The organism is Amycolatopsis sp. w19 (assembly GCF_051373225.1).
In the GTDB taxonomy this organism is placed as follows: domain Bacteria; phylum Actinomycetota; class Actinomycetes; order Mycobacteriales; family Pseudonocardiaceae; genus Amycolatopsis; species Amycolatopsis japonica.
This window is the reverse complement of sequence record NZ_JBPQFM010000018.1, coordinates 159,690-179,071: the sequence shown is the minus strand read 5'-3', so window position 1 is coordinate 179,071 and position 19,382 is coordinate 159,690. Positions and strand designations below refer to the sequence as shown.

Annotated in this window: 21 protein-coding genes; 10 read left to right on the top strand and 11 right to left on the bottom strand. The window is 68.0% G+C overall.

Going from position 1 to position 19,382, the window contains the following annotated elements; translation table 11 throughout:
- Window position 1 precedes the first annotated feature (1 nt).
- Window positions 2-286 carry a YciI family protein gene (locus tag ACSMFO_RS30020; protein WP_436461332.1) on the bottom strand — a complete coding sequence of 95 codons (285 nt, stop codon included), beginning with the start codon at window positions 284-286 and terminating at the stop codon, window positions 2-4.
- A gap of 141 nt (window positions 287-427) precedes the next feature.
- Here ACSMFO_RS30020 and ACSMFO_RS30015 point away from each other — a divergent pair, with 141 nt between their 5' ends.
- From ACSMFO_RS30015 to ACSMFO_RS30000, 4 genes are all read left to right on the top strand, one after another.
- Complete coding sequence (locus ACSMFO_RS30015) at window positions 428-1,003, top strand: SigE family RNA polymerase sigma factor (RefSeq protein ID WP_007032484.1); 576 nt, start codon at window positions 428-430, stop codon at window positions 1,001-1,003.
- Window positions 1,004-1,094: 91 nt separating this feature from the next.
- Window positions 1,095-2,279, top strand: coding sequence for an N-acetylglucosamine-6-phosphate deacetylase (nagA, locus tag ACSMFO_RS30010; protein WP_436461346.1), 1,185 nt, complete (start codon window positions 1,095-1,097; stop codon window positions 2,277-2,279).
- An 18-nt stretch (window positions 2,280-2,297) separates the two neighbouring features.
- Window positions 2,298-2,678 (top strand): hypothetical protein, encoded by a 381-nt coding sequence (locus ACSMFO_RS30005; protein WP_436461331.1) that lies wholly within the window; start codon window positions 2,298-2,300, stop codon window positions 2,676-2,678.
- Window positions 2,679-2,731: 53 nt separating this feature from the next.
- Complete coding sequence (locus ACSMFO_RS30000) at window positions 2,732-3,442, top strand: DedA family protein (RefSeq protein ID WP_436461330.1); 711 nt, start codon at window positions 2,732-2,734, stop codon at window positions 3,440-3,442.
- 244 nt (window positions 3,443-3,686) lie between these two features.
- Here the strand turns inward: ACSMFO_RS30000 and ACSMFO_RS29995 are convergent, their stop codons facing one another.
- The gene (locus ACSMFO_RS29995; protein ID WP_436461329.1) at window positions 3,687-5,075 is read right to left on the bottom strand and encodes an FAD-binding oxidoreductase; all 1,389 of its coding nucleotides are present in this window, start codon (window positions 5,073-5,075) and stop codon (window positions 3,687-3,689) included.
- A 19-nt stretch (window positions 5,076-5,094) separates the two neighbouring features.
- A complete protein-coding gene (locus ACSMFO_RS29990; RefSeq protein WP_436461328.1) occupies window positions 5,095-6,579 on the bottom strand; it encodes an MFS transporter in 1,485 nt (494 codons plus the stop codon).
- Between the two features lie 88 nt (window positions 6,580-6,667).
- On the opposite strand from ACSMFO_RS29990, the gene ACSMFO_RS29985 reads away from it, so the two are divergent.
- The gene (locus tag ACSMFO_RS29985) at window positions 6,668-7,195 is read left to right on the top strand and encodes a TetR/AcrR family transcriptional regulator (protein WP_436461327.1); all 528 of its coding nucleotides are present in this window, start codon (window positions 6,668-6,670) and stop codon (window positions 7,193-7,195) included.
- A 27-nt stretch (window positions 7,196-7,222) separates the two neighbouring features.
- Here ACSMFO_RS29985 and ACSMFO_RS29980 read toward each other — a convergent pair whose 3' ends face one another.
- Entirely contained in the window at window positions 7,223-7,645 is a 423-nt protein-coding gene (locus tag ACSMFO_RS29980) for a PPOX class F420-dependent oxidoreductase (RefSeq protein ID WP_073845812.1), read from the bottom strand.
- Window positions 7,646-7,837: 192 nt separating this feature from the next.
- On the opposite strand from ACSMFO_RS29980, the gene ACSMFO_RS29975 reads away from it, so the two are divergent.
- From ACSMFO_RS29975 to ACSMFO_RS29965, 3 genes are all read left to right on the top strand, one after another.
- A complete protein-coding gene (locus ACSMFO_RS29975) occupies window positions 7,838-8,356 on the top strand; it encodes a MarR family winged helix-turn-helix transcriptional regulator (RefSeq protein WP_037336196.1) in 519 nt (172 codons plus the stop codon).
- A gap of 4 nt (window positions 8,357-8,360) precedes the next feature.
- Window positions 8,361-10,622 (top strand): MFS transporter, encoded by a 2,262-nt coding sequence (locus ACSMFO_RS29970; protein WP_436461326.1) that lies wholly within the window; start codon window positions 8,361-8,363, stop codon window positions 10,620-10,622.
- A 297-nt stretch (window positions 10,623-10,919) separates the two neighbouring features.
- Complete coding sequence (locus ACSMFO_RS29965; RefSeq protein ID WP_038521569.1) at window positions 10,920-11,588, top strand: DedA family protein; 669 nt, start codon at window positions 10,920-10,922, stop codon at window positions 11,586-11,588.
- On the opposite strand, the gene ACSMFO_RS29960 is transcribed toward ACSMFO_RS29965, so the two are convergent.
- From ACSMFO_RS29960 to ACSMFO_RS29930, 7 genes are all read right to left on the bottom strand, one after another.
- A complete protein-coding gene (locus tag ACSMFO_RS29960; protein ID WP_005160702.1) occupies window positions 11,585-11,998 on the bottom strand; it encodes a VOC family protein in 414 nt (137 codons plus the stop codon). The genes ACSMFO_RS29965 and ACSMFO_RS29960 overlap by 4 nt on opposite strands.
- A 185-nt stretch (window positions 11,999-12,183) precedes the next feature.
- Complete coding sequence (locus ACSMFO_RS29955; protein WP_350592646.1) at window positions 12,184-12,930, bottom strand: SDR family oxidoreductase; 747 nt, start codon at window positions 12,928-12,930, stop codon at window positions 12,184-12,186.
- Between the two features lie 7 nt (window positions 12,931-12,937).
- Complete coding sequence (locus tag ACSMFO_RS29950; protein ID WP_038521576.1) at window positions 12,938-13,585, bottom strand: nucleoside/nucleotide kinase family protein; 648 nt, start codon at window positions 13,583-13,585, stop codon at window positions 12,938-12,940.
- Window positions 13,582-14,457: a PfkB family carbohydrate kinase gene (locus tag ACSMFO_RS29945; RefSeq protein ID WP_436461325.1), complete on the bottom strand. Its 876-nt coding sequence runs from the start codon at window positions 14,455-14,457 to the stop codon at window positions 13,582-13,584. Before ACSMFO_RS29945 ends, ACSMFO_RS29950 begins: the two co-directional genes overlap by 4 nt.
- A 2-nt stretch (window positions 14,458-14,459) precedes the next feature.
- Complete coding sequence (locus tag ACSMFO_RS29940; protein ID WP_394360162.1) at window positions 14,460-15,266, bottom strand: ATP-binding cassette domain-containing protein; 807 nt, start codon at window positions 15,264-15,266, stop codon at window positions 14,460-14,462.
- Entirely contained in the window at window positions 15,263-16,252 is a 990-nt protein-coding gene (locus ACSMFO_RS29935) for an ABC transporter permease (protein WP_037334541.1), read from the bottom strand. Before ACSMFO_RS29935 ends, ACSMFO_RS29940 begins: the two co-directional genes overlap by 4 nt.
- Window positions 16,249-17,265: a substrate-binding domain-containing protein gene (locus ACSMFO_RS29930; protein WP_038521584.1), complete on the bottom strand. Its 1,017-nt coding sequence runs from the start codon at window positions 17,263-17,265 to the stop codon at window positions 16,249-16,251. The genes ACSMFO_RS29935 and ACSMFO_RS29930 overlap by 4 nt, the downstream gene beginning before the upstream one ends.
- 114 nt (window positions 17,266-17,379) lie before the next feature.
- Here ACSMFO_RS29930 and ACSMFO_RS29925 point away from each other — a divergent pair, with 114 nt between their 5' ends.
- Window positions 17,380-18,414, top strand: a complete 1,035-nt coding sequence (locus tag ACSMFO_RS29925) for a LacI family DNA-binding transcriptional regulator (RefSeq protein WP_037334537.1) — start codon at window positions 17,380-17,382, stop codon at window positions 18,412-18,414.
- Between the two features lie 88 nt (window positions 18,415-18,502).
- Window positions 18,503-19,372, top strand: coding sequence for a LacI family DNA-binding transcriptional regulator (locus tag ACSMFO_RS29920; protein WP_038521587.1), 870 nt, complete (start codon window positions 18,503-18,505; stop codon window positions 19,370-19,372).
- The last annotated feature ends 10 nt before the right edge of the window (window positions 19,373-19,382 follow it).

Here is a 19,382-nt window from a genome sequence, read left to right as displayed (position 1 = left end):
CTCAGTCTTCCTTCGGGATCCAGGCGCCGATCACCGGCTTGAACTCGCGGACGGTTCGCTCCGCCACGACACCTTCGAGGTGGTACGGGTCCTGGTCGATGACGTCGAGCAGCGCGGCCTCGTCGGCCGCCTGGTACATCGAGATGCCGCCGGAGCCGTCGCCCAGCGGGCCGCCGAGCGCGACGACGCCCTGGTCGGCGAGGGCGGAGAGGAACTTCCGGTGCCGGGGACGCACGTCCGCCAGCTTCTCCTGCACGTACGTGATCTCCACCAGGAACCAGGCCATCGACATCTCCAAGGTCGTTCCGACAGACGCCTCCCAGCTTCTCAGGATCCGACCAGGCAGGAGTCACGCCCCACCCGATACGCTGATCGAGCGCCACGCACAGGTTGTGCTTCAAAGGGGTAAATGAACAGGTAGGGGTACATGCTCGAGGGCAATGCGGAACGCAGTGTCGAGGCGACCCTCGGCCACTTGCGCACCATGGACGGACCGGTCACGCCACCGCCGCCTGCGGCACCGCTGACCCTTGAGGATCTCTATCGCCAGCACCGGATGCGGCTCGTGCGGCTGGCCATCCTGCTCGTGGACGAACCGGCGACCGCCGAAGACGTCGTCCAGGAGGCCTTCACCGGGCTGCACCGCAACTGGGGGCGCCTGCGCGACGCCGCCGCGGCCGTCGGATACCTGCGCACCGCCGTGGTCAACGGCTCACGCAGCGTGCTGCGCCGCCGCAAGACCGCGCGCGAGTACGTCGCGCCGCACGCCGTCAACGCGCGTTCGGCCGAAAGCCTCGCCATGCTGTCGAGTGAACATCAGGCCGTTGTGAGCGCTTTGTCCAAACTGCCCCCTCGCCAGCGCGAGGTTTTGGTCCTCCGTTACTACGGTGGGCTGAGTGAGGCCGAAATCTCGGAGGCCGCCGGGATTTCGAAAGGTACCGTTAAGTCAACCGCCAGCCGGGCGCTCGAAGCACTGCAGAAAGCGATGCAGTCACCGAACTGATGCCCGGCCTTCATCTCGACCGCTGGGTTGTGCCGCCATGCTTGGTCCAGACCAATATATGCTGGGGGGCGTGAGAGGCGCCGGAGATTTCGTGATCGTGGGCGGCCGGGTCGTCGCCCCGGACCGTGTACTCGACGACGGCTGGCTGGCTATCGCCGGCGGCAAGATCGTCCAAGTCGGTTCCGGGACACCCCCGGACATCGATCGCGTCGACGTCGACGGGTGCCTGGTCGTGCCCGGCTTCGTCGACACCCACTGCCACGGCGGCGGGGGCGGATCGTTCTCCAGTGCGAACCCCGAGGAGCTGTTCCGCGCGGTCCGCGCGCACCGGCGGCACGGGACGACGACCATGCTCGGCAGTCTGGTCTCGGATCCCATCCCGGTGCTCAGGGACCAGATCGCGGCCCTGCGTGAGCTGGTCCAAGAGGGTGAACTTGCCGGAATTCACCTTGAAGGACCCTTCATCTCGAAGGCGCGATGCGGGGCGCACGACCCGGCGACGCTGATCGAGCCGGACACGGCGACGGTCAACGCGTTGCTCGCCGCGGGCCGCGGTGACATCCGGATGGTCACCCTCGCCCCCGAACTGCACGGCGGGATCAAGGCGGTCCGGCAACTGGCCGAATCGGGCGTCATCGCCGCCATCGGGCACACCGACGGCGTCGAAGACCAGATCATCCCCGCGATCGACGCGGGCGCCTCCGTCGCGACACACCTCTTCAACGCCATGCGGCCGCTCCACCACCGCGAGCCGGGCCCGATCGGCGCCCTCCTCGACGACGAGCGCATCACCGTCGAACTGATCTGCGACCTCGTCCACGTACACCCGACCGTGCTGCGGCTCGCCGCGCACCACGCGGGCAAGGGCCGGACGGTGCTCATCACCGACGCCATGTCGGCCACCGACGCCGCCGACGGCAGCTACATCCTCGGCCGCCTCGAAGTCGACGTCCGCGACGGCGTCGCCACCCTGGCCGGGAACGGTTCGCTGGCAGGCAGCACGCTGACCATGGACGCGGCCTTCCGCAACCTCGTGCGCGGCGCGGGCATCGACCTGCTCGACGCGGTCCGCGCGACCTCCGGGCGCCCCGCCGAACTGCTCGGCATCGCCGACCGGACCGGCTCGCTGCAGGCGGGGCTCGCGGCGGACGTCGTCGTGCTCGACCGCGACCTGCGGCCGGTCAAGGTGCTTCGTCAGGGCGAGTGGGTCCAGGACGACGCTGCGGCTACATTGAGCAGCGCCATCGAAGGCGGCGTGTCGGTCAGCGACGGGTAGCGGCGAAAGGAGTCCCGGATGAGCGAGCCCAAGGACCCGGAGAAGCTCCTAGCCGATGCCCTGCGCGCTCAAGCCGTCTTCGCCCCTTCGGCGGAGCGGCTCTCCGAGACGACCGCGGACAAACCGGCCGAAACGGACACCGAGAGTAATCTCGGTTCCGCCGGCGAACACGAACTGCCGCTGCAGTACGGCCTGCTGTCCGGTGCCGGCGCGGACTCGCTCGAACGAGAGCGCGTCGCACTGGAGGACGCGGAAACGGCCAGGTTGGCGGAGCGCCCGACACCGCCTCCTGCGCCTTCGCCGGGCAGCCCGCCGCTGCCCGCGTACTGGGTGTTGCTCCTGGCTGTCCTGCTGGGGCTCGCCGCCGGTTCGGTGATCGGGCTGCTCACGCTGATCTGAGCGGGGTCTCCCGCCGGGTCAAGGCACTCTGCGTCACCCTGTACCGTTTTGGTGTGATCCTGGCGCAGAACAACGTGACGACGATGGGCCTCCTGCCGGAGTGGCTGGACCCGCAGCACCTGCTGAGCGGGCTGACCGTCCCGGTCATCACCGTGCTCTGCCTGATCATCTTCATCGAGAGCAGCATCTTCCCGGTGCTGCCCGGTGACTCGCTCCTGTTCACCGCGGGCCTGTTCATCGCGAACGGTTCGATCGAGGCGCCGCTGTGGCTGGTGTGCGTCCTGGTCACCGTCGCCGCGCTGCTCGGCAACGCGGTCGGGTACGGCCTCGGCCGGAAGGTCGGCCCCTGGCTGTTCCGCAAGCCGGATTCGAAGTTCTTCAACCAGAAGTACGTGGACCAGACCCACGCCTTCCTGGAGAAGCACGGGCCGAAGGCGGTCGTGCTGGCGCGGTTCGTGCCGTTCGTGCGGACGTTCATCACCTGGATCGCCGGCATCGGCAAGATGGACCCGAAGAAGTACTTCACCTACACCGTCATCGGCGGCATCCTGTGGGCCGCCGGGATCACCGCGCTCGGCCACCTGCTCGGCGGCGTCGCGTTCATCCGCGACAACGTCGACGCGATCTTCATCCTGATCGTGCTGGTTTCGGTGGTGCCGATCGTGATCGAGTACCTGAAGGCGCGCCGCGAGAAGAAGCACGAAGCCGCCGCCCCGGCCGCGGACATGGACGCGACGCAGCAGATCCCGCGCGTCCGCGACTGATCCGCTTCTCCCCGCTCTCGTGCCATGAAAGGTCCTTTCCTTGCAAATTTTGCAAGGAAAGGACCTTTCATGGCATTCAGGAGCGTTTCGGGCGGGAGGCTGCCCGGTGACCAGGCACCGCACTCGCGTGCTCAGACCCGGAACTCGCGTGATTGGAGACCGAACACACGAGTGCGGCCTTCAAGCACGTGAGTTCCGGGTCCAAGCACGCGAGTCACGTCCCTGATCACGCGAGTCACGGTGTTCAGAGGGAGAACATCGAGCCCGGGTTGAAGAGGTTCCCCGGGTCCAGTGCCCGCTTGATCTGCCGGTGAACCTGGATCCCGACTTCGCCGATCTCCTTGGCCAGCCACTCGCGTTTGATCCGGCCGATGCCGTGCTCGCCGGTGACCGTCCCGCCCAGCGACAGGGCCACGTCGAGGATCGCGTCGAAGGCGACCCGCGCGCGAGCGAACTCCTCTTCGGAATCGTGCGCGTAGACGATCGTCGGGTGCATGTTCCCGTCACCGGCGTGACCGACGACGGCGATCCGCAGCCCCACCTCTTCGCTGATCCGCTCGCAGCCGGCGATCAGTTCGGCGATCCGTGTACGCGGCACGCAGACGTCGTCGGTCAGCCAGACGCCGTACATCTCCAGCGCGGTGAGCACGACCCGCCGCGCCTGCAGCAGCATCTTGCCCTCTTCGAGATCCTCGGTGGCATAGGCCAGATCCGCGCCGCAGTCGACACAGATCTGTTCCAGCACCGCGAGTTCCTTCCGCGCGACCTCGCCGCCGGAGTCGGATTGCGCCAGCAGCAAGGCTTTGCAGTCCGAACTCGTGCCGAGGTCGGTCTTGAGGTACGCCTCGGCGGCCTTGATGGACGTCGCGTCCATGATCTCCATCAGCGACGGCACCAGACCTTCGCGCACGACCCGCGCGACGGCCTCGCCCGCGGCCTCCGTGCTGTTGAAGGCGGCGACGAGCGTGGAAGGCAGCTGCGGCAACGGTTTCAGCGCGACGGTCGCCTGCGTGATCACGCCGAGCGTGCCCTCACTGCCGACGAAGAGCCGCGCGAGGTCGTACCCCGCGACGCCCTTCACCGTGCGGCGCCCGGTTTTCAGCACCGAGCCGTCGGCGAGCACGACTTCCAGTCCCAGCACGGAATCCGTGGTGACGCCGTACTTCACGCAGCAGAGTCCGCCGGCGTTGGTGGACAGGTTCCCGCCGATGGTGCACCAGTCGTAGCTCGACGGGTCCGGCGGATAGAACAGGCCGTGTTTCTCCACCGCGTTGCGGAAATCGAGGTTCACCACGCCGGGCTGCACGACGGCGAGCCGGTTGCCTTCGTCGATCTCGACGATCTGGTCGAGCTTCGTCAGCACCAGTACGACACAGCCGTCGATCGCGTTCGCGGCGCCGGACAGACCACTGCCGGCGCCGCGGGGCACGATCGGCACCTCGAACTCCGCACAGGCCTTGACCACGGCCTGCACACCTTCCACGTCGGACGGCAGGACCACCGCGAGCGGCTTGCCACTGGCGGCCAGCGGCATCATGTCGCGCGAGTAGGCGTCCGTGACGTCGGTGTCGGTGAGCACCGCGGCGTCGCCGAACTGCTCGCGGAGGCGAGTGACCAGGGCATGGTTGTTCATTCCCTCATCGTAGGCCGGATCAGCTCCGCACTGCGGAATTTTTTTTCCGATCTAGCAGAACAAAGGCCTGAACACCTGTATAGACGAGCACGACCACGCCCGCCCATGCGGTCACGTGCATCCCCTGGGTGAAGGCCTCGCGAGCCGATTCCAGCAGCGCCTGTCCCGCGGCGGGGTCGAGCTGCTGCGCGGTCGCGACCGCGCCACCGAGCGTGTCCCGAGCGGATTCGGCCGTACCCTCCGGCAGACCGGACCGGTAGACCGCGGTCGCGACACTGCCGAGGATGGCCGTGCCGAGCGCGCCGCCCAGCTCGAACCCGGTCTCGGAGATCGCCGAAGCGGCACCGGCCCGTTCGGCCGGAGCGGCCGAGATGACCAGGTCGTTCGTCAGGGTCTCGGACAGGGCGACACCGCCCCCGAGCAGCGTGAACGCCACCACGACGTACGCGAGCCCGCCGCCGGACGACACCTGCGTCAAGGCCAGGAAACCGACCGCCGCGACCAAGAGACCGCCACTGACCAGCAAGGACACCCGGATCCGCTTCGCGAGCCAAGCCGCGAGGAGCGCACCGGCGATACCTGCGACCGTCGCCGGCAGCATCCACAGCGCGGCGACGACCGGGCTCAGCCCGAGCACCAGCTGCAGGTACTGCGGCACCAGGAACAGCAGGCCGACCATGGCGAACACGCCGAGCATGTTCGTCACGACGGAGCCGCTGAACGCCCGGTTCGAGAACAGCTTCAGGTCGAGCATCGGCTCGTCGAGGCTGTTCTGCCTGCGGACGAACACGACACCGAGTCCGAGGCCGACCAGGACGCTGACGGCGGCCTTCACCGTGAAACCGTGTTCGGCGACCAGCTTGATGCCGTAGACCACCGGCAGCATCGCGGCCAGCGACAGCAGCGCCGACAGCGGGTCGAAGCGGCCCGGCTTCGGGTCACGCGCCTCCGGCAGCACGAACGGTCCGACGATCAGCAGCACCAGCATCACCGGGACGTTGATGAGGAACACCGACCCCCACCAGAAGTGCTCCAGCAGCCAGCCGCCGAGCACCGGCCCGAGCGCCATCCCGCCGGAGAACCCGGCGCTCCACACCGCGATCGCGATCCGGCGCTGTTTGGCGTCGACGAAGATGCTGCGGATCAGCGAGAGCGTCGACGGCATCAGCGTCGCGCCACCGACGCCGAGCAGCGCCCTGGCGATGATCAGCATGAACGCGCTGGTCGAGAAGGCCGCGAGCACCGACGCGGCACCGAACGCCGCGGCACCCATGAGCAGCAGCTTGCGACGGCCGATGCGGTCGCCGAGCGTGCCCATCAGGACCAGCAGGCCCGCCAGCATGAACGAGTAGATGTCGACGATCCACAACTGCTCCGCACCGGTGGGCGCCAGATCCTCGGACAGGAACGGCAGCGCGAATCCGAGCACCGTCATGTCCACGCTGATCAGCAGCACCGGAAGCACCAGTACCGCCAACGCCCACCACTGCTTGCGCCCCGCCATGGCGCACTCTCCTTTAGCTAAACCGTCCGGACGGTACAGTTACCGCCTCGTTCGAAGGTAAACCGTCCAGACGGTATAGTCAACTGATATGGCGAAGCCCACCGCGAAGGAACGCATCCTCGACTCGTACGAGGAGATCCTCATCGAGCAAGGCCCCGGCGGGGTCACCCTCGACGCCGTCGCCGCGCACGCCGGGGTGTCGAAGGGCGGCCTGCTCTACCACTTCGGCTCCAAGGAAGCCCTGGTCGACGGCCTGATGGAACGTCTCGCCACGCTGTCGGAAGCGGATCTCGAAGAGGCACAGAAGGCCCCTGAAGGTGTCGTTTCCTGGTATCTGCGGACGGCGATCACCGACGTCACGCAGCAGAAGGCACTGCATCGCACGACCATGGCGACGATCCGGATCATGCTCAACGAGCCCCGGGTCTCCGAGGTCGTACAGGTCTACAACCAGAAGGTCCACGACCTGATCAGCGAGCACGTCGACGACCCGCTGACCGCCGAACTGGTCATCCTGGTGGGCGACGGCCTCTATCTGCGGGCCGCGCTCGGCCGGGACGACGCGAGCCCCCTCCTCGACCGGCTCGACGAGATCAAGGCCCGCATCGCCGGCTGATGCATTTAGTCCTCTGGATGCGGGCGGTTACATCTGGATCCCGTAGACGCGCTCGATCGGGATGGTCAGCAACACCCGCTGGTCGGCGACCATGGCGTCGCGGAACTCGTCCCAGTCCGGATGCTCGCCCCGCGCCCGCCGGTAGTGGTCCACAAGCGCGTCGACAGTCGCGTCGTCACGCGAAGCGGCGGTCGGCGTGAGCACCGCCGGTCCCTCGACGACGACGTAGCCGTCGCCGCTCTCGGTCGAAACGTGGAACGTCGCCCGCGGGTCGCGCTGAAGGTTCTTGGTCTTGGCCCGCGGCGCGGTGATCGAGATCAGGATCGCGCCGGCGTCCGCGTCGTAGAGGTAGTTGACGGTCGACAGCTGCGGCCGCCCATCACGCTTGATCGTGGCGAGGGTGCCGAAGTTTCGTCGGGCGAGGATCGCGTAGAGCGCGGAGTCGGTCATGACTCCATCAAAGCAAAAGTGCAGCTCAGGGCGAATCGGACAAACATGCACGAATAAATGTGCTTGCATGCGGCAACTAAAGTGTCATCCGACACACAACATCGCTTTCTCCTTGCGAACCTCCTTTGAGAGGAACATTCTTGCTCTAGACAACTAGTTGCAGTGACCAAGCAACCGGCGAGAGAGACCACCATGACACCCACGACACCCGGCACCAGGTCGAAGTCCGACCTCGATCTGGCCGACACCCTCGGGCATGAGCTCGTGCGGCTCGTGCGCCTGGTCAACCGGGCCAAGTCCCAGGTGTCCAAGCAGGGGCCGGACGGCATCGAGCGGGCCGCGTACGCGATCCTCTTCTGCCTCATCCACGTCGGCCCCCAGCGGACCAGCAAACTCGCCGAGTTCCTGCACTCCGAGATCTCGACCATCAGCAGGCAGTCGAGTTCCCTCGTCCAGCACGGACTGGTCGAACGCCTGGCCGACCCCGAAGACGGCCGCGCCTGCCTGCTCGCACCGACCGCCGAAGGGCTCCGGGTGTTCGAGGAGAACCGCAAGCAGCGGAACCAGTGGCTCGCCGAGGTGCTCGGCGACTGGTCCGACGACGACCGGAAGACCCTCAACTCGCTGTTCCACCGGCTGAACGACGACCTCGAAAAAACATCTCCACAGTTCGCCGACCCCGCGTCGGCGTCGAAGGCCAAGGGGGCCTGAAGCAATGAGTTCCACCGTAGAAAGTCCGCCAGCCATCCACGAAGATGGTCCCCGGCTCAGTCACCGTCAGATCGTCACGATCCTGATCGGCCTGATGTCGGGCATGTTCCTCGCCGCGCTCGACCAGACGATCGTGGGCACCTCGATCGTCCGGATCGCCAACGACCTCAACGGTTTCGACCTGCAGGCCTGGATCACCACGGCCTACCTGATCACCTCGACGATCGTCACGCCGATCTACGGCAAGCTGTCCGACATCTACGGGCGCAAGCCGTTCTACATCGCGGCGATCTCGATCTTCCTGGTCGGCTCGATCGCCTCGGCGTTCGCGACGTCGATGTACGAGCTGGCCGCGTTCCGCGCGATCCAGGGCCTCGGCGCCGGCGGTCTGATGTCGCTGGCGATGACGATCATGGGCGACATCGTGCCGCCGCGGGAACGCGCCCGCTACCAGGGTTACTTCCTCGCCGTGTTCGGTATCTCCACCGTGCTCGGCCCGGTGCTCGGCGGCTTCTTCGCCGACTTCGACAAGCTCGGCAGCGTCTTCGGCTACGACATCGCCGGCTGGCGCTGGGTGTTCCTGATCAACGTGCCGATCGCGATCGTCGCGCTGTTCGTGGTGGCCCGCGTGCTCAACGTGCCGCACCAGCGCCACGATCACAAGATCGACTGGTGGGGCGGGCTCGCGCTCGTCGTCGCCGTGGTGCCGTTCCTGATCGTCGCCGAGCAGGGCAACAAGTGGGGCTGGGGCTCGCAGAACGCGATCATCTGCTACATCATCGGCGGTATCGGCGTGATCGCCTTCATCTTCATCGAGAAGCTGATGAAGGACGCGGCGCTGATCCCGTTGCGGCTGTTCAAGAACTCGACCTTCACGGTCGCGATCGTCGGCGGCATCATCGTCGGTGTCGCGATGTTCGGCGCGATCATGATGATCCCGCAGTACATGCAGGTGGTTCAGGAGTTCTCGCCGACCGAATCGGGTCTGCTGATGATCCCGCTGATGGCGGGCATCATGAGCGGTTCGATCATCTCGGGCCAGATCACCAGCAAGACCGGGCGCTACAAGGTGTTCCCGGTGGTCGGCACGCTGCTGATCGCGGCGGGCGCGTTCTTCTTCGCGCAGGTCGAGTACAACAGCGCGCTGTGGCACCCGCTGGTCGCGGCCGCGATCATCGGTCTCGGCCTCGGTGCCTGCATGCAGACGCTGATCATCGCGGTGCAGAACGCGGGCCCGCGCAGCGACATGGGCGTCTCGACCGCGTCGGCGACGTTCTTCCGGCAGATCGGTGGTACCGCGGGTGTCGCGGTGTTCCTGACGATCCTGTTCAACGTCCTGCCGGGCAACATCACCAAGGCGTTCGGCGGCAACCCGCCGAGCGGCCCCGGCGCGGCGGCGCTGGGCGACATCCAGTCGAACACGAGCGGTATCGCGAGCCTGCCCGAGGCCATCAAGACCCCGGTGCTGATCGGCTTCACCGAGTCGATCACCACGGTGTTCTACGTGGCGGGTGCGGTCGCGCTGCTGGCGACGCTGGTGCTGATGTTCATGAAGGAGATCCCGCTGCTCGGCGGCTCGGCTCCTTCGGCGGCCTCGGCTCTCGAAGGCGGCGAAGCACTCCTCGAAGAGGAAGACGTGCCTGTCGAGACGGCTTCCGAGAAGACCGTCGTGACCGCCCCGGTCGAGCCCGGCAAGCACGCCATGACCAACGGGAACGGCGCCTACCGGGCGGGATCCGCGCAGATCAGCGGGCATGTCCGCCGGGACGACGCCACGAACGTCGCGGGTGCGGCGCTGACCCTGATCGACCACAACGGCAATCAGGTGGCCAGGACGCACACCAACGAGAACGGCGTCTACTCGTTCGCCGGCATCGTGGGCGGGCGGTACACGATCGTCGCCAGCGGCCGCTGGTTCCGGCCGGTCGCGGCGACGCTGACCGCCACCGGCTCCGGGATGCTGCGTCACGACGTCGAACTGGTCAGCACGATCCTGCTGAGCGGGGTCGCCCGCACCGACGGCGACCGGGTGGTGCCGGACGCGCGGATCACCGTGCTCGACTCCTCGGGCGGCGTCGCCGCCGTGGCGAGGACCGACGCGGAGGGCAACTACACGGTCAGCGACCTGCCCGCCGGGACCTACACGGTGATCGCCAGCGGCTACCCGCCGGCGACCAGCCGGGTGGAGCTGCTGGGCGGTGACCAGGCCGAACACGACGTCCGGCTGAGCTATGACCAGGCGCTGGACGAGCTCGTCGAGCACTAGCCCGGCTTGCAATGAAGGGGCCTTTCATCGCAAATTTCGCGGTGAAGGGCCCCTTCGTCGCATCTGGGGTTTCGTCGGGGGTTTCCCGTGCTTGAGGGGACGACACGGGTGATCCGACGGACGACACGCGTGACGGGATGGACGACACGCGTGCGTCGAGGGGTCCCGCCGTGTGTCGTCCCCTCAAGCACGCGAACCCGCCCGACGGGAACGCGCGGAGCGGGTCACAGGGCCGTTGACACCCCGATTCCACCGTTCGGTGAAGTGCGGTTCGCCGAGTACACGTAGGCTCGCGTCGTGAGTGAGGTGTACACCGAGGCCGCAGGCATCGGGGTGAGCTGGCTCGACACCGCCGGGCCGGTGCTCGTCTGGGTGATCGTGCTGAGCTTCATCTTCGTGGAGTGCGCGCTGATCATCGGGCTGTTCCTGCCCGGCGACTCCCTGCTGTTCGCGGCCGGAGTCGTCCTCGCGCAGCACGGCTCCGACCTGAACGCGTGGCTGCTCTCGGCCGCCGCGCTGCTCGTCGCGATCCTCGGCAACCAGGTGGGGTATTACATCGGCCGGGGCACGGGCACGAAACTGATCGCCCGCCGCGGCGGCAAGGTGCTGAACCGGCACAACCTCGACCGCGCCAGGGCGTTCCTGGATCGCAAGGGTTTCTTCGCCATCGTCGCCGCGCGCTGGATCCCGTGGATCCGCACGCTGGCGCCGCTCATCGCGGGGACCGCGCGGATGGATCCGCGGCGATTCGCCCTCGCGACCGCGCTCGGCGGACTGCTCTGGGTGCCGACCTTGGTCCTGCTCGGCTACTACGGCGCCGGTCTGCTGGACCAGCTGCCGTGGGTCAAGACTGCGGCTTTGTGGATCAGCATCGCGTTCTTCGTGGTGGGTACGGCCTACGGCTTCATCCGCTACCGCCAGGAGATGCGGCGTCCCGCCGAAGAGCCGGAACAGAGCACCCCCTAGACCTCGGGGTCGGCCCAGATCTCCAGCTGGATCCCATCGGGGTCGCGGAACACGATGACCGACGAACCCTCCAAGGTCCGCGATCCCTTCGACGGCGAATAGACGACGCCGTATTCCGAGAGCCGCGCTTCCCATTCGGCCAGTTCCGACCGCGACGAGACCTTGAACGCCACGTGGTCCAGACCTGTCCGTCGTTCGTCGAACCGCGGCCGCTCGGTGTCCTGATGCTCGACGAGAACCACGGCGAAACCTTCGCTCGGCGACCTGAGCACGACCTTCCGCAGTCCCGTCTCCGGGTCCTCGCGACGCGTGAACTCCTCGAGTTCGAGCACACGGGCGTACCAGGGCACGCTCCGGTCCACATCGGTCACGGTGAGTGCCAGGTGGTGCACAGACATGAGCTTGGACATCGGGGATGACCGTCCTGATCAAGAAGCTTGGGGGCGCCACCAGGGTGACACAGGCGCCTCTGGCCACGAGGTGATCCGCCGACTTCCCACATGAATCGTGATATCCGCCGGGAAAGGGTGTTAAAAAGTGGCTGAACCGCACGCGGACCCGATATCGCCCCGTGACCGGTCCGTGGCCCCGGGTGTCAACGTCCTCCGCCGACGGTCAGCACCGTCCCGGTGGTGTACGACGCCGCCGGGGAAAGCAGCCACAGCACGGCTTCCGCGACTTCGCCGGGTTCACCCGCCCGTCCCATCGGGATGGTGGGGGCGATCCGGTCCATGCGGTCGGGCATCCCCGCCGCGGCGTGCAATCCGGTGTGGATCATGCCCGGCGCGACGGCGTTGACCCGGATGGACTCTTTCGCGACTTCTTGCGCGACGCCGTAGGTCATCGTTTCCACCGCCGCCTTGGTGCCCGCGTAATGGACCCATTCCCCGGGTGAACCGGTTTTCGCGGCGGTGGACGACAGCGTGACGATCGAGCCGCCCGCACCGCCGTACCGGGTGGACATCCGGCGGATGCCCTCGCGGACGCACAGGAAGACTCCCGTGACGTTGACGTCGACCACGCGGCGGACGACGTCGACCTCGTACTCGTCGAAGCGGCCCGGGGTGTTGCCGGTGATGGCCGCGTTCGCGACCACCCCGGCGAGCGGGCCGAGTGCGACGGCGGCGTCGAACAGGGCCACCACGTCGTCTTCGGACGCGACGTCACCGCGCTGGGTGATCGCTTGGACGCCGTGCTTCCGGACGCGCGAAGCGACGTCTTCGGCCGCTTCGGCGTCGCCCGCGTAGTTGACGACGACGTCGTATCCGCGCGCGGCGGCCAGTTCGCAGACCGCCGCGCCGATGCCCTTGCTTCCGCCGGTGACGACGAGAACCCCAGTCATGACCGGATCATATGGCGAAGTTGACCAGCGGCAGATTCTCGAGGACCAGATCGGCCCGGTCGCTGGTGGACGCGATCAGATCGGCGTTGCGCTGGTCGGAACCGAGCGCGCGGCGACGCGCTTCGACCAGCGAACGGCCGTAGCGGCGGTGCCGCGAGACGAGCCGCTCGATGCGCTCGGGTTCGTCCGGCGCGAGGAACCACGACTCGGCGAGGATCGGCTTCACGCCACTCCACGGGTCGTCCTGCATGAGCAGGTAGTTGCCCTCGGTGATGACCAGGGGGACGTCCGGCGTGACCGCGACGGCGCCGGCGATCGGCTCCTCGATCTCCCGGCGGAACTCGGGCGCGTAGACCGTCTCGCGGCCTTCGGCGAGCCTGCGCAGCAGGTGCACGTACCCGGCGGCGTCGAAGGTGTCCGGCGCGCCCTTGCGCTCCACCCGCCCGAGCCGCTGCAGTTCGACCTGCGCCAGGTGGAACCCGTCCATCCCGACCACGGCCGCCCGCGTACCCAGCGCCTTCGCCAGGCCCCAGGCCAGTGTCGTCTTGCCCGACGCGGGGGCGCCGACGATGCCGAGCACACTGCGCTGTCCCGGCTTCGCCAGCGTCTGAGCCCTGCTCAACAGGTCCTCGAACACCGGAGGCATGGCACTCATGGCTGTCCTTCTCCCATCTTCGCGACCGCGGCCGTCCACGACCTCGGTCCTTCATGCCGCACCCGTTCGGCGGCCACCTCGTTGGCGAACCCGATCCAGCCCGGGACATCCCCTGTGCCCCTGGCGACCGCGTACGCGAAAGCCCCGTGCCAGACGTCGCCCGCGCCCAGCGTGTCACGCGCCCGCGCGACGGGAACGGGAACTGCACCGGATCCGTCCTTCGTCGACCAGCGGACCGGCTCGGGTCCGGCGGTCGTGACGACCACCGGCACGCCGTGCTCACGCGGATCGTCCCCGCGGTACAGCGACGAGCACGCGGCGACGTCGACCAGCGGGAGGAGTTCGGGGAAGACCGGCTTCCAGCTCCCGGCGTCGAGCACCACCGGCACCTTCCGGTCCTTCGCCCAGCGCGCGACCGCCAGCGCGACCTCCGGATGGTGCCCGTCCAGGAGCACACACCCCGGCATTTCGTCCTCTGAATGCGGTAGTCGCGCGTGCAAGGACCGCATCGAGAGGACGAAACGCGAGGAAGCGTGGGCGTTGCGCGAGACGACGGTGCGTTCCCCGTCGGAATCGCGGACGACGATGGCGCTGATCGCGGGCGGATCCGGTCGTTCGGGATCGAGGTCGACCAGGTCGACGCCGTGCGCATCGAGGTCGGAGCGGGCGAGTGCCGCCAGCGGATGCGCACCGGCGACCGTCAGCAACGTCGCCCCGGCGCCGAGCGCGGCCACGGTCACCGCCGCGTTCGTCGCCGGCCCCCCGGCGGCGACGTACATCGACAGCGAACGCACCTTCTCGCCCGGCGCCGGGATCTCGGCGACGCGCTGAATCTGGTCGACGGTGCACAAGCCCGCCAGCAGCACTCGCATCACTACAGTCCAGTGTGGACGGCTGAAGCGACCTCTTCGACCTCGCCGTTCTCACCGATCTTCAGCGCACCCGTGAGCAGGCCGACGACCTGGTTCATAGTGTGCGTCTTCGGTGAGACCACCGCGACCCGCTTGCCGAGGCGGTGCACGTGGATACGGTCGGCGATGTCGAACACGTGCGGCATGTTGTGGCTGATCAGCACCACCGGCAGGCCGCGTTCGCGGATGCGGTTGATCAGGTCGAGCACCTTGCCCGATTCGGCGACGCCGAGCGCGGCGGTGGGCTCGTCCATGATCACCGCCTTGGTGCCGAAGGCCGCCGCCCGCGCGACCGCGACACCCTGGCGCTGCCCGCCGGACAACGTCTCCACCGGCTGCGTGATGGATTTGATGTTGATGCCGAGCTCGTCCAGGATCCGCTGCGCGTCGGCCCGCATCGCGGCGCTATCCAGTTTGCGAAACACTCTCCCGAACAGGTCCGTGCGCCGCTTTTCCCGGCCGAGGAACATGTTCGACGCGATGTCGAGCGCGGGGGCGACGGCGAGATCCTGATACACCGTCTCGATCCCGTAATGCCGAGCGTCCAAAGGGGACTTGAAGTGGACGGTCTGACCGTCCACTTTGATCTCTCCGGCATCCGGGATCACCGCGCCCGAAAGGGCTTTGATGAGGCTCGACTTCCCGGCGCCGTTGTCGCCGACGACGGCGAGCACCTCACCGGGGAACAGCTCGAAGTCGGCGCCGTCGATGGCGGTGACCCGGCCGTAGCGTTTGACCAGTCCCTGAGCGGACAACGTGGGCGTCGTCATGACTGCTGCCTCCTCGCGAACCGGTCGACGCAGACCGCGCCGATGAGCAGGGCGCCGGTGGCGACGTCCTGGTAGAGCGCGTCCACCCCGAGCTGGGTCAGCCCGGACCGCAGGACCGCGACGACCAGCGCGCCCATCATCGTGCCGAGTACCGAACCCCGGCCGCCGAACAGGCTCGCGCCGCCGAGCACCACCGCGGTGATGGAGTCGAGGTTGCCGAGCTGGAAGGCGTTCGGGTCGGCGTTCGGCACGCGGCCGAGCGCCTGCCAGGCGGCGATCCCGACGATCACCCCGGCGACGATGTACACCGAAAGGATCGTCCGGTTGACCTTGATCCCGGACAGCCGCGCGGATTCCGGCGCGTTGCCGACCGCGTAGACGTGCTTGCCCCACGGCGTCCGCGTGAGCGCGTACCAAAGTCCCAGGTACATCAGCAAAGCGAGCGTCATGCCGTAGGTGATCGGGATGCCGCCGAAGAGGTACCGGCGGGTGCCGAGCCATTTGAGCAGTTCGTCGGCGACCGGGACGGCCTGCCCGCTCGCGAACAGTTTCGCGGCCGCGGTGAGCACGGTCAGCAGGCCGAGCGTGACGATGAACGGCGGCAGTTTGATCCGGGTGACCAGCGAACCGGTGACCATCCCGATCACCACCGTCGCCACGATTCCCAGCAGCAGCGCCCAGATCCCGGAGACGCCGCCGACCACGAGCTTCGCCATGATCAGCGTCGCGAGCACCATCGCGGCCGCGTTGGCCAGGTCGATACCCGCGGTCAGGATGATCAGCGTCTGCCCGAGCGCGAGCGTGCCGACCACCAGGGACTGTTGCACCACAAGGGAAAGGTTGTCGAGGTCGAGGAAGGTGTCCGTCGACAGCGAGAACACCACGATCGCGACGAGCAGGGCCAGCGCGGGCCCGACCGCGGGCGCGCGCAGGAAGAACTCACCGATGGACGGGCGTTCGTTGCCTTTGAGGGTTGCGGTAGTCACTTCGTCCCCCAGCAGTTCTCGAGGCCCCACTTGGTGTCCTGGCTTTCGACGCCGGGGATCGGCTTGTCCGTGATCACCGCGGAACCGGTGTTGACGAACCCGCTCGGCTTCTTCCCGGTCTTGGCGTATTCGACGGCGGCGAGGACGCCCTGCTCGGCCATCTTCTTGGGGAACTGCATGACCGTCGCGGCGTACTGGCCGTCGCGTACGTTCTTGACGCCTTCGCAGCCGCCGTCGATCGAGCCCATCACGATCTGGTTCACCAGACCGCGGGCCTGGAGCGCGGCGTAGGTGCCGCGGCCCATCGGCTCGTTCATCGTGTAGACGGCGTTGATGTCGGTGGTGCGCTGCAGCAGGTTTTCGACACCCTGCTGCGCGAGGCTCTGGTCGCCGTTCGCGGGCGTCTTGCCCTTGATCTCCGGCGACGCGTCGGTGAGCCCGATGCCCTTGAGGAATCCGGTGTGCCGCTGGGTGTCCACTGTGGACCCGGCGGTGCCGTCCACCATGAACAGCTTCGGCGGCTTGCCGTTCAGGGCGGCCTTGACGTACGCGCCCTGCTGGCGTCCGGCTTCGAAGTTGTCCGTGGCGAAGGTGGCGTCGACGGCGGTGTCCGGTTCGGTCGCCGTGTCGAGCGCGATGACCAGCACCCCGGCCTTGCGGGCGCGGTCGATGGCGTCGAGGACGCCGGTCGAGGAACTCGGCGTGATCAGGATGGTGTTCGCACCCTGCTGCATGAGGTTCTCGATGGCGCGGACCTGACCGTCGTTGTCGCCGTCGAACTGTCCGGCGAGCGCGCTGAACTCCGCGCCGTTGGCCTCGGCGGCAGCCTTGGCGGCCGCTCTCAGCTCCACGAAGTAGGGATTGGTGTCGGTCTTGGTGACCAGGCCGACCTTGGCCTTGCCACCGCCGCCTGCGTTCGAGCCGCCACCCCAGTGGCGTTCGACGGTGCACCCGGCCGTGGTCACCGTCAAGGCGGCGGCCAGGGCGAGCGCGGCGAGACTGCGCTGTCTCATGGGGGATGCCCTCCGATTCAAGGCTGTCCGTGATGGACCGGAAGGTAGACAGGGTTATGCTCAGTCGCAAGCGTTTGCGCAAACGCTTGCCAGCTGACTTCACGAGGATTGGTAATGCCGCCGTCTCGCTCGTCCCGTCCCACCCAACGCGACATCGCCGAGCTGGCGGGAGTCTCGATCACCACCGTTTCCCACGTGGTCAACGGGACGAGGGCGGTGGCCGAGGACACCAAGCTGGCGGTGCTGCGCGCGATCGAGCAGACGGGCTACACCGGCGACGCCATCGCCCGCTCGCTGGTGACCGGCGGGACGCGGTCGATCGGCGTCGCGATCTCGCTGATCGCGAACCCGTACTTCGCCGTGCTGATCCAGGCGATCGAACGCGAGGCCGCGCTCGCCGGGTACACGGTCTTGCTCGCGGACACGCACGACACCGTCGACACCGAGCGTGAGACCGTGCGGACGCTGCGTTCGCGCCGGGTGGACGGGTTGCTGATCACGCCGTCGCCGGGCGACGGTTCGGTGATCGGCGAGCTCGTCTCGCTCGACGTCCCGACCGTGCTCATCGACCGGCTCTCCACGCGCACCGACGTCGACCAGGTCGGCGCGGAGAACATCCAATCGACGTCGGCACTGACGGCGCATCTGGCGTCGCTCGGGCACCAGCGGATCGGCATGATCAGCGGCACGGCCGGGCTGAGCACCAGCGAGGAGCGGATCCTCGGCTATCGGCTGGGGCTCGGGCGCTCGGGTTTGACCTGGTCGGAGGACCTGGTCGCGTGCGGGCAGTCTTCGCAGGCCGGTGGCGCGCTCGCGCTGAGCACACTGCTCGCGCTCCCGGAGCCGCCGACGGCGCTCGTGGTCGCCAACGACACCATGATGGTCGGCGTGCTGCACGAACTGCGGCGCCGCGGCCTGCGCGCGGGTGTCGACCTGCCGGTGGTGGTCTACGACGACGTCGAGTGGGCCGATCTGGTCGATCCGCCGCTGACCACGATGGCCCAGCCGATCGAGGAGATAGGCACACAGGCGGTGCGCCTGTTGCTCGCCCGCATCAACGATCCCGCACGCAAGGCCCAGACGATGCGGATTCCGCCTACGCTCCGCCATCGCGCGTCCTGCGGATGCGCTCTCGTTCACTCACATTGATGATTGTTGGGAGACTTTCCGGTCTCGCCGCCGAGTGACGCTCCGTCAGCCGTTACCGTCATTCAAGCTCGGATGAAGGCGTGGAGCGATGACCGCATTGTCCCCGGCGTTACCCCTGTGGGAGGACACCCCTGTCACCCACCGGTTCGGGGTGGCCATGGCGATGCACGCGAATCCGTATTCGGGTGAACTCGTCCGCGCCATCCGCCGCGCCGCGCGCCGTCACGGCTGCGAGATCACCCTCGCCGACACCGGCGACAGCGTCGCCGAAGAAGCCGCGGTCATCCGCGCGCTGCGGGCGGACCGCGTCGACGGTGTCCTGCTCGTCCCGGCGGCCGGCGACGAAGCGGTGATCAACGGGCTGGTCCGGATGGGTGTGCCGACCGTGCTCGTCGACCGGATGGCCGGACGCAACGACGTCGACCAGGTGGGCTCCGAGAACATCCAGGCCGTGTGCGCGCTCGTGCGGCACCTCGCGGGGCTGCGGCACCGCAAGATCGGCTTCATCTCCGGCGAAGAGGACGTGACCACCTACGAGGAGCGGGCGCTGGGCTACCGGCTCGGCCTCGGCCGCTCCGGCCTGCGGTGGACGTCGCAGCTGGTCGCGTGCGGGCGGTCGACCCCCGGCGGGGCGGCCGCCGCGACCGCGAAACTGCTCGACAGCTGGCCGTCGCCGACCGCGCTCGTGGTGGCGAGCGAGGCGATGATGATCGGCGTCCAGTACGAGGCGCACCGGCTCGGCATCCGGATCGGGCGCGACCTCGCGATCGTCGGCTACGGCGACATGGAGTGGGCAGGCCAGGTGACCCCGGCGGTCACCACCATGGCGCAGCCGATCGAGGAGATCGGGCGCAAGGCCGTCGAACTCCTGCTGGCCCGGATCACCGACCCCGAGCGACGACCCGAATCCGTACGGCTCGCGCCGCGGTTCATCCACCGGCAGTCGTGCGGCTGCTGAATCACAAGTC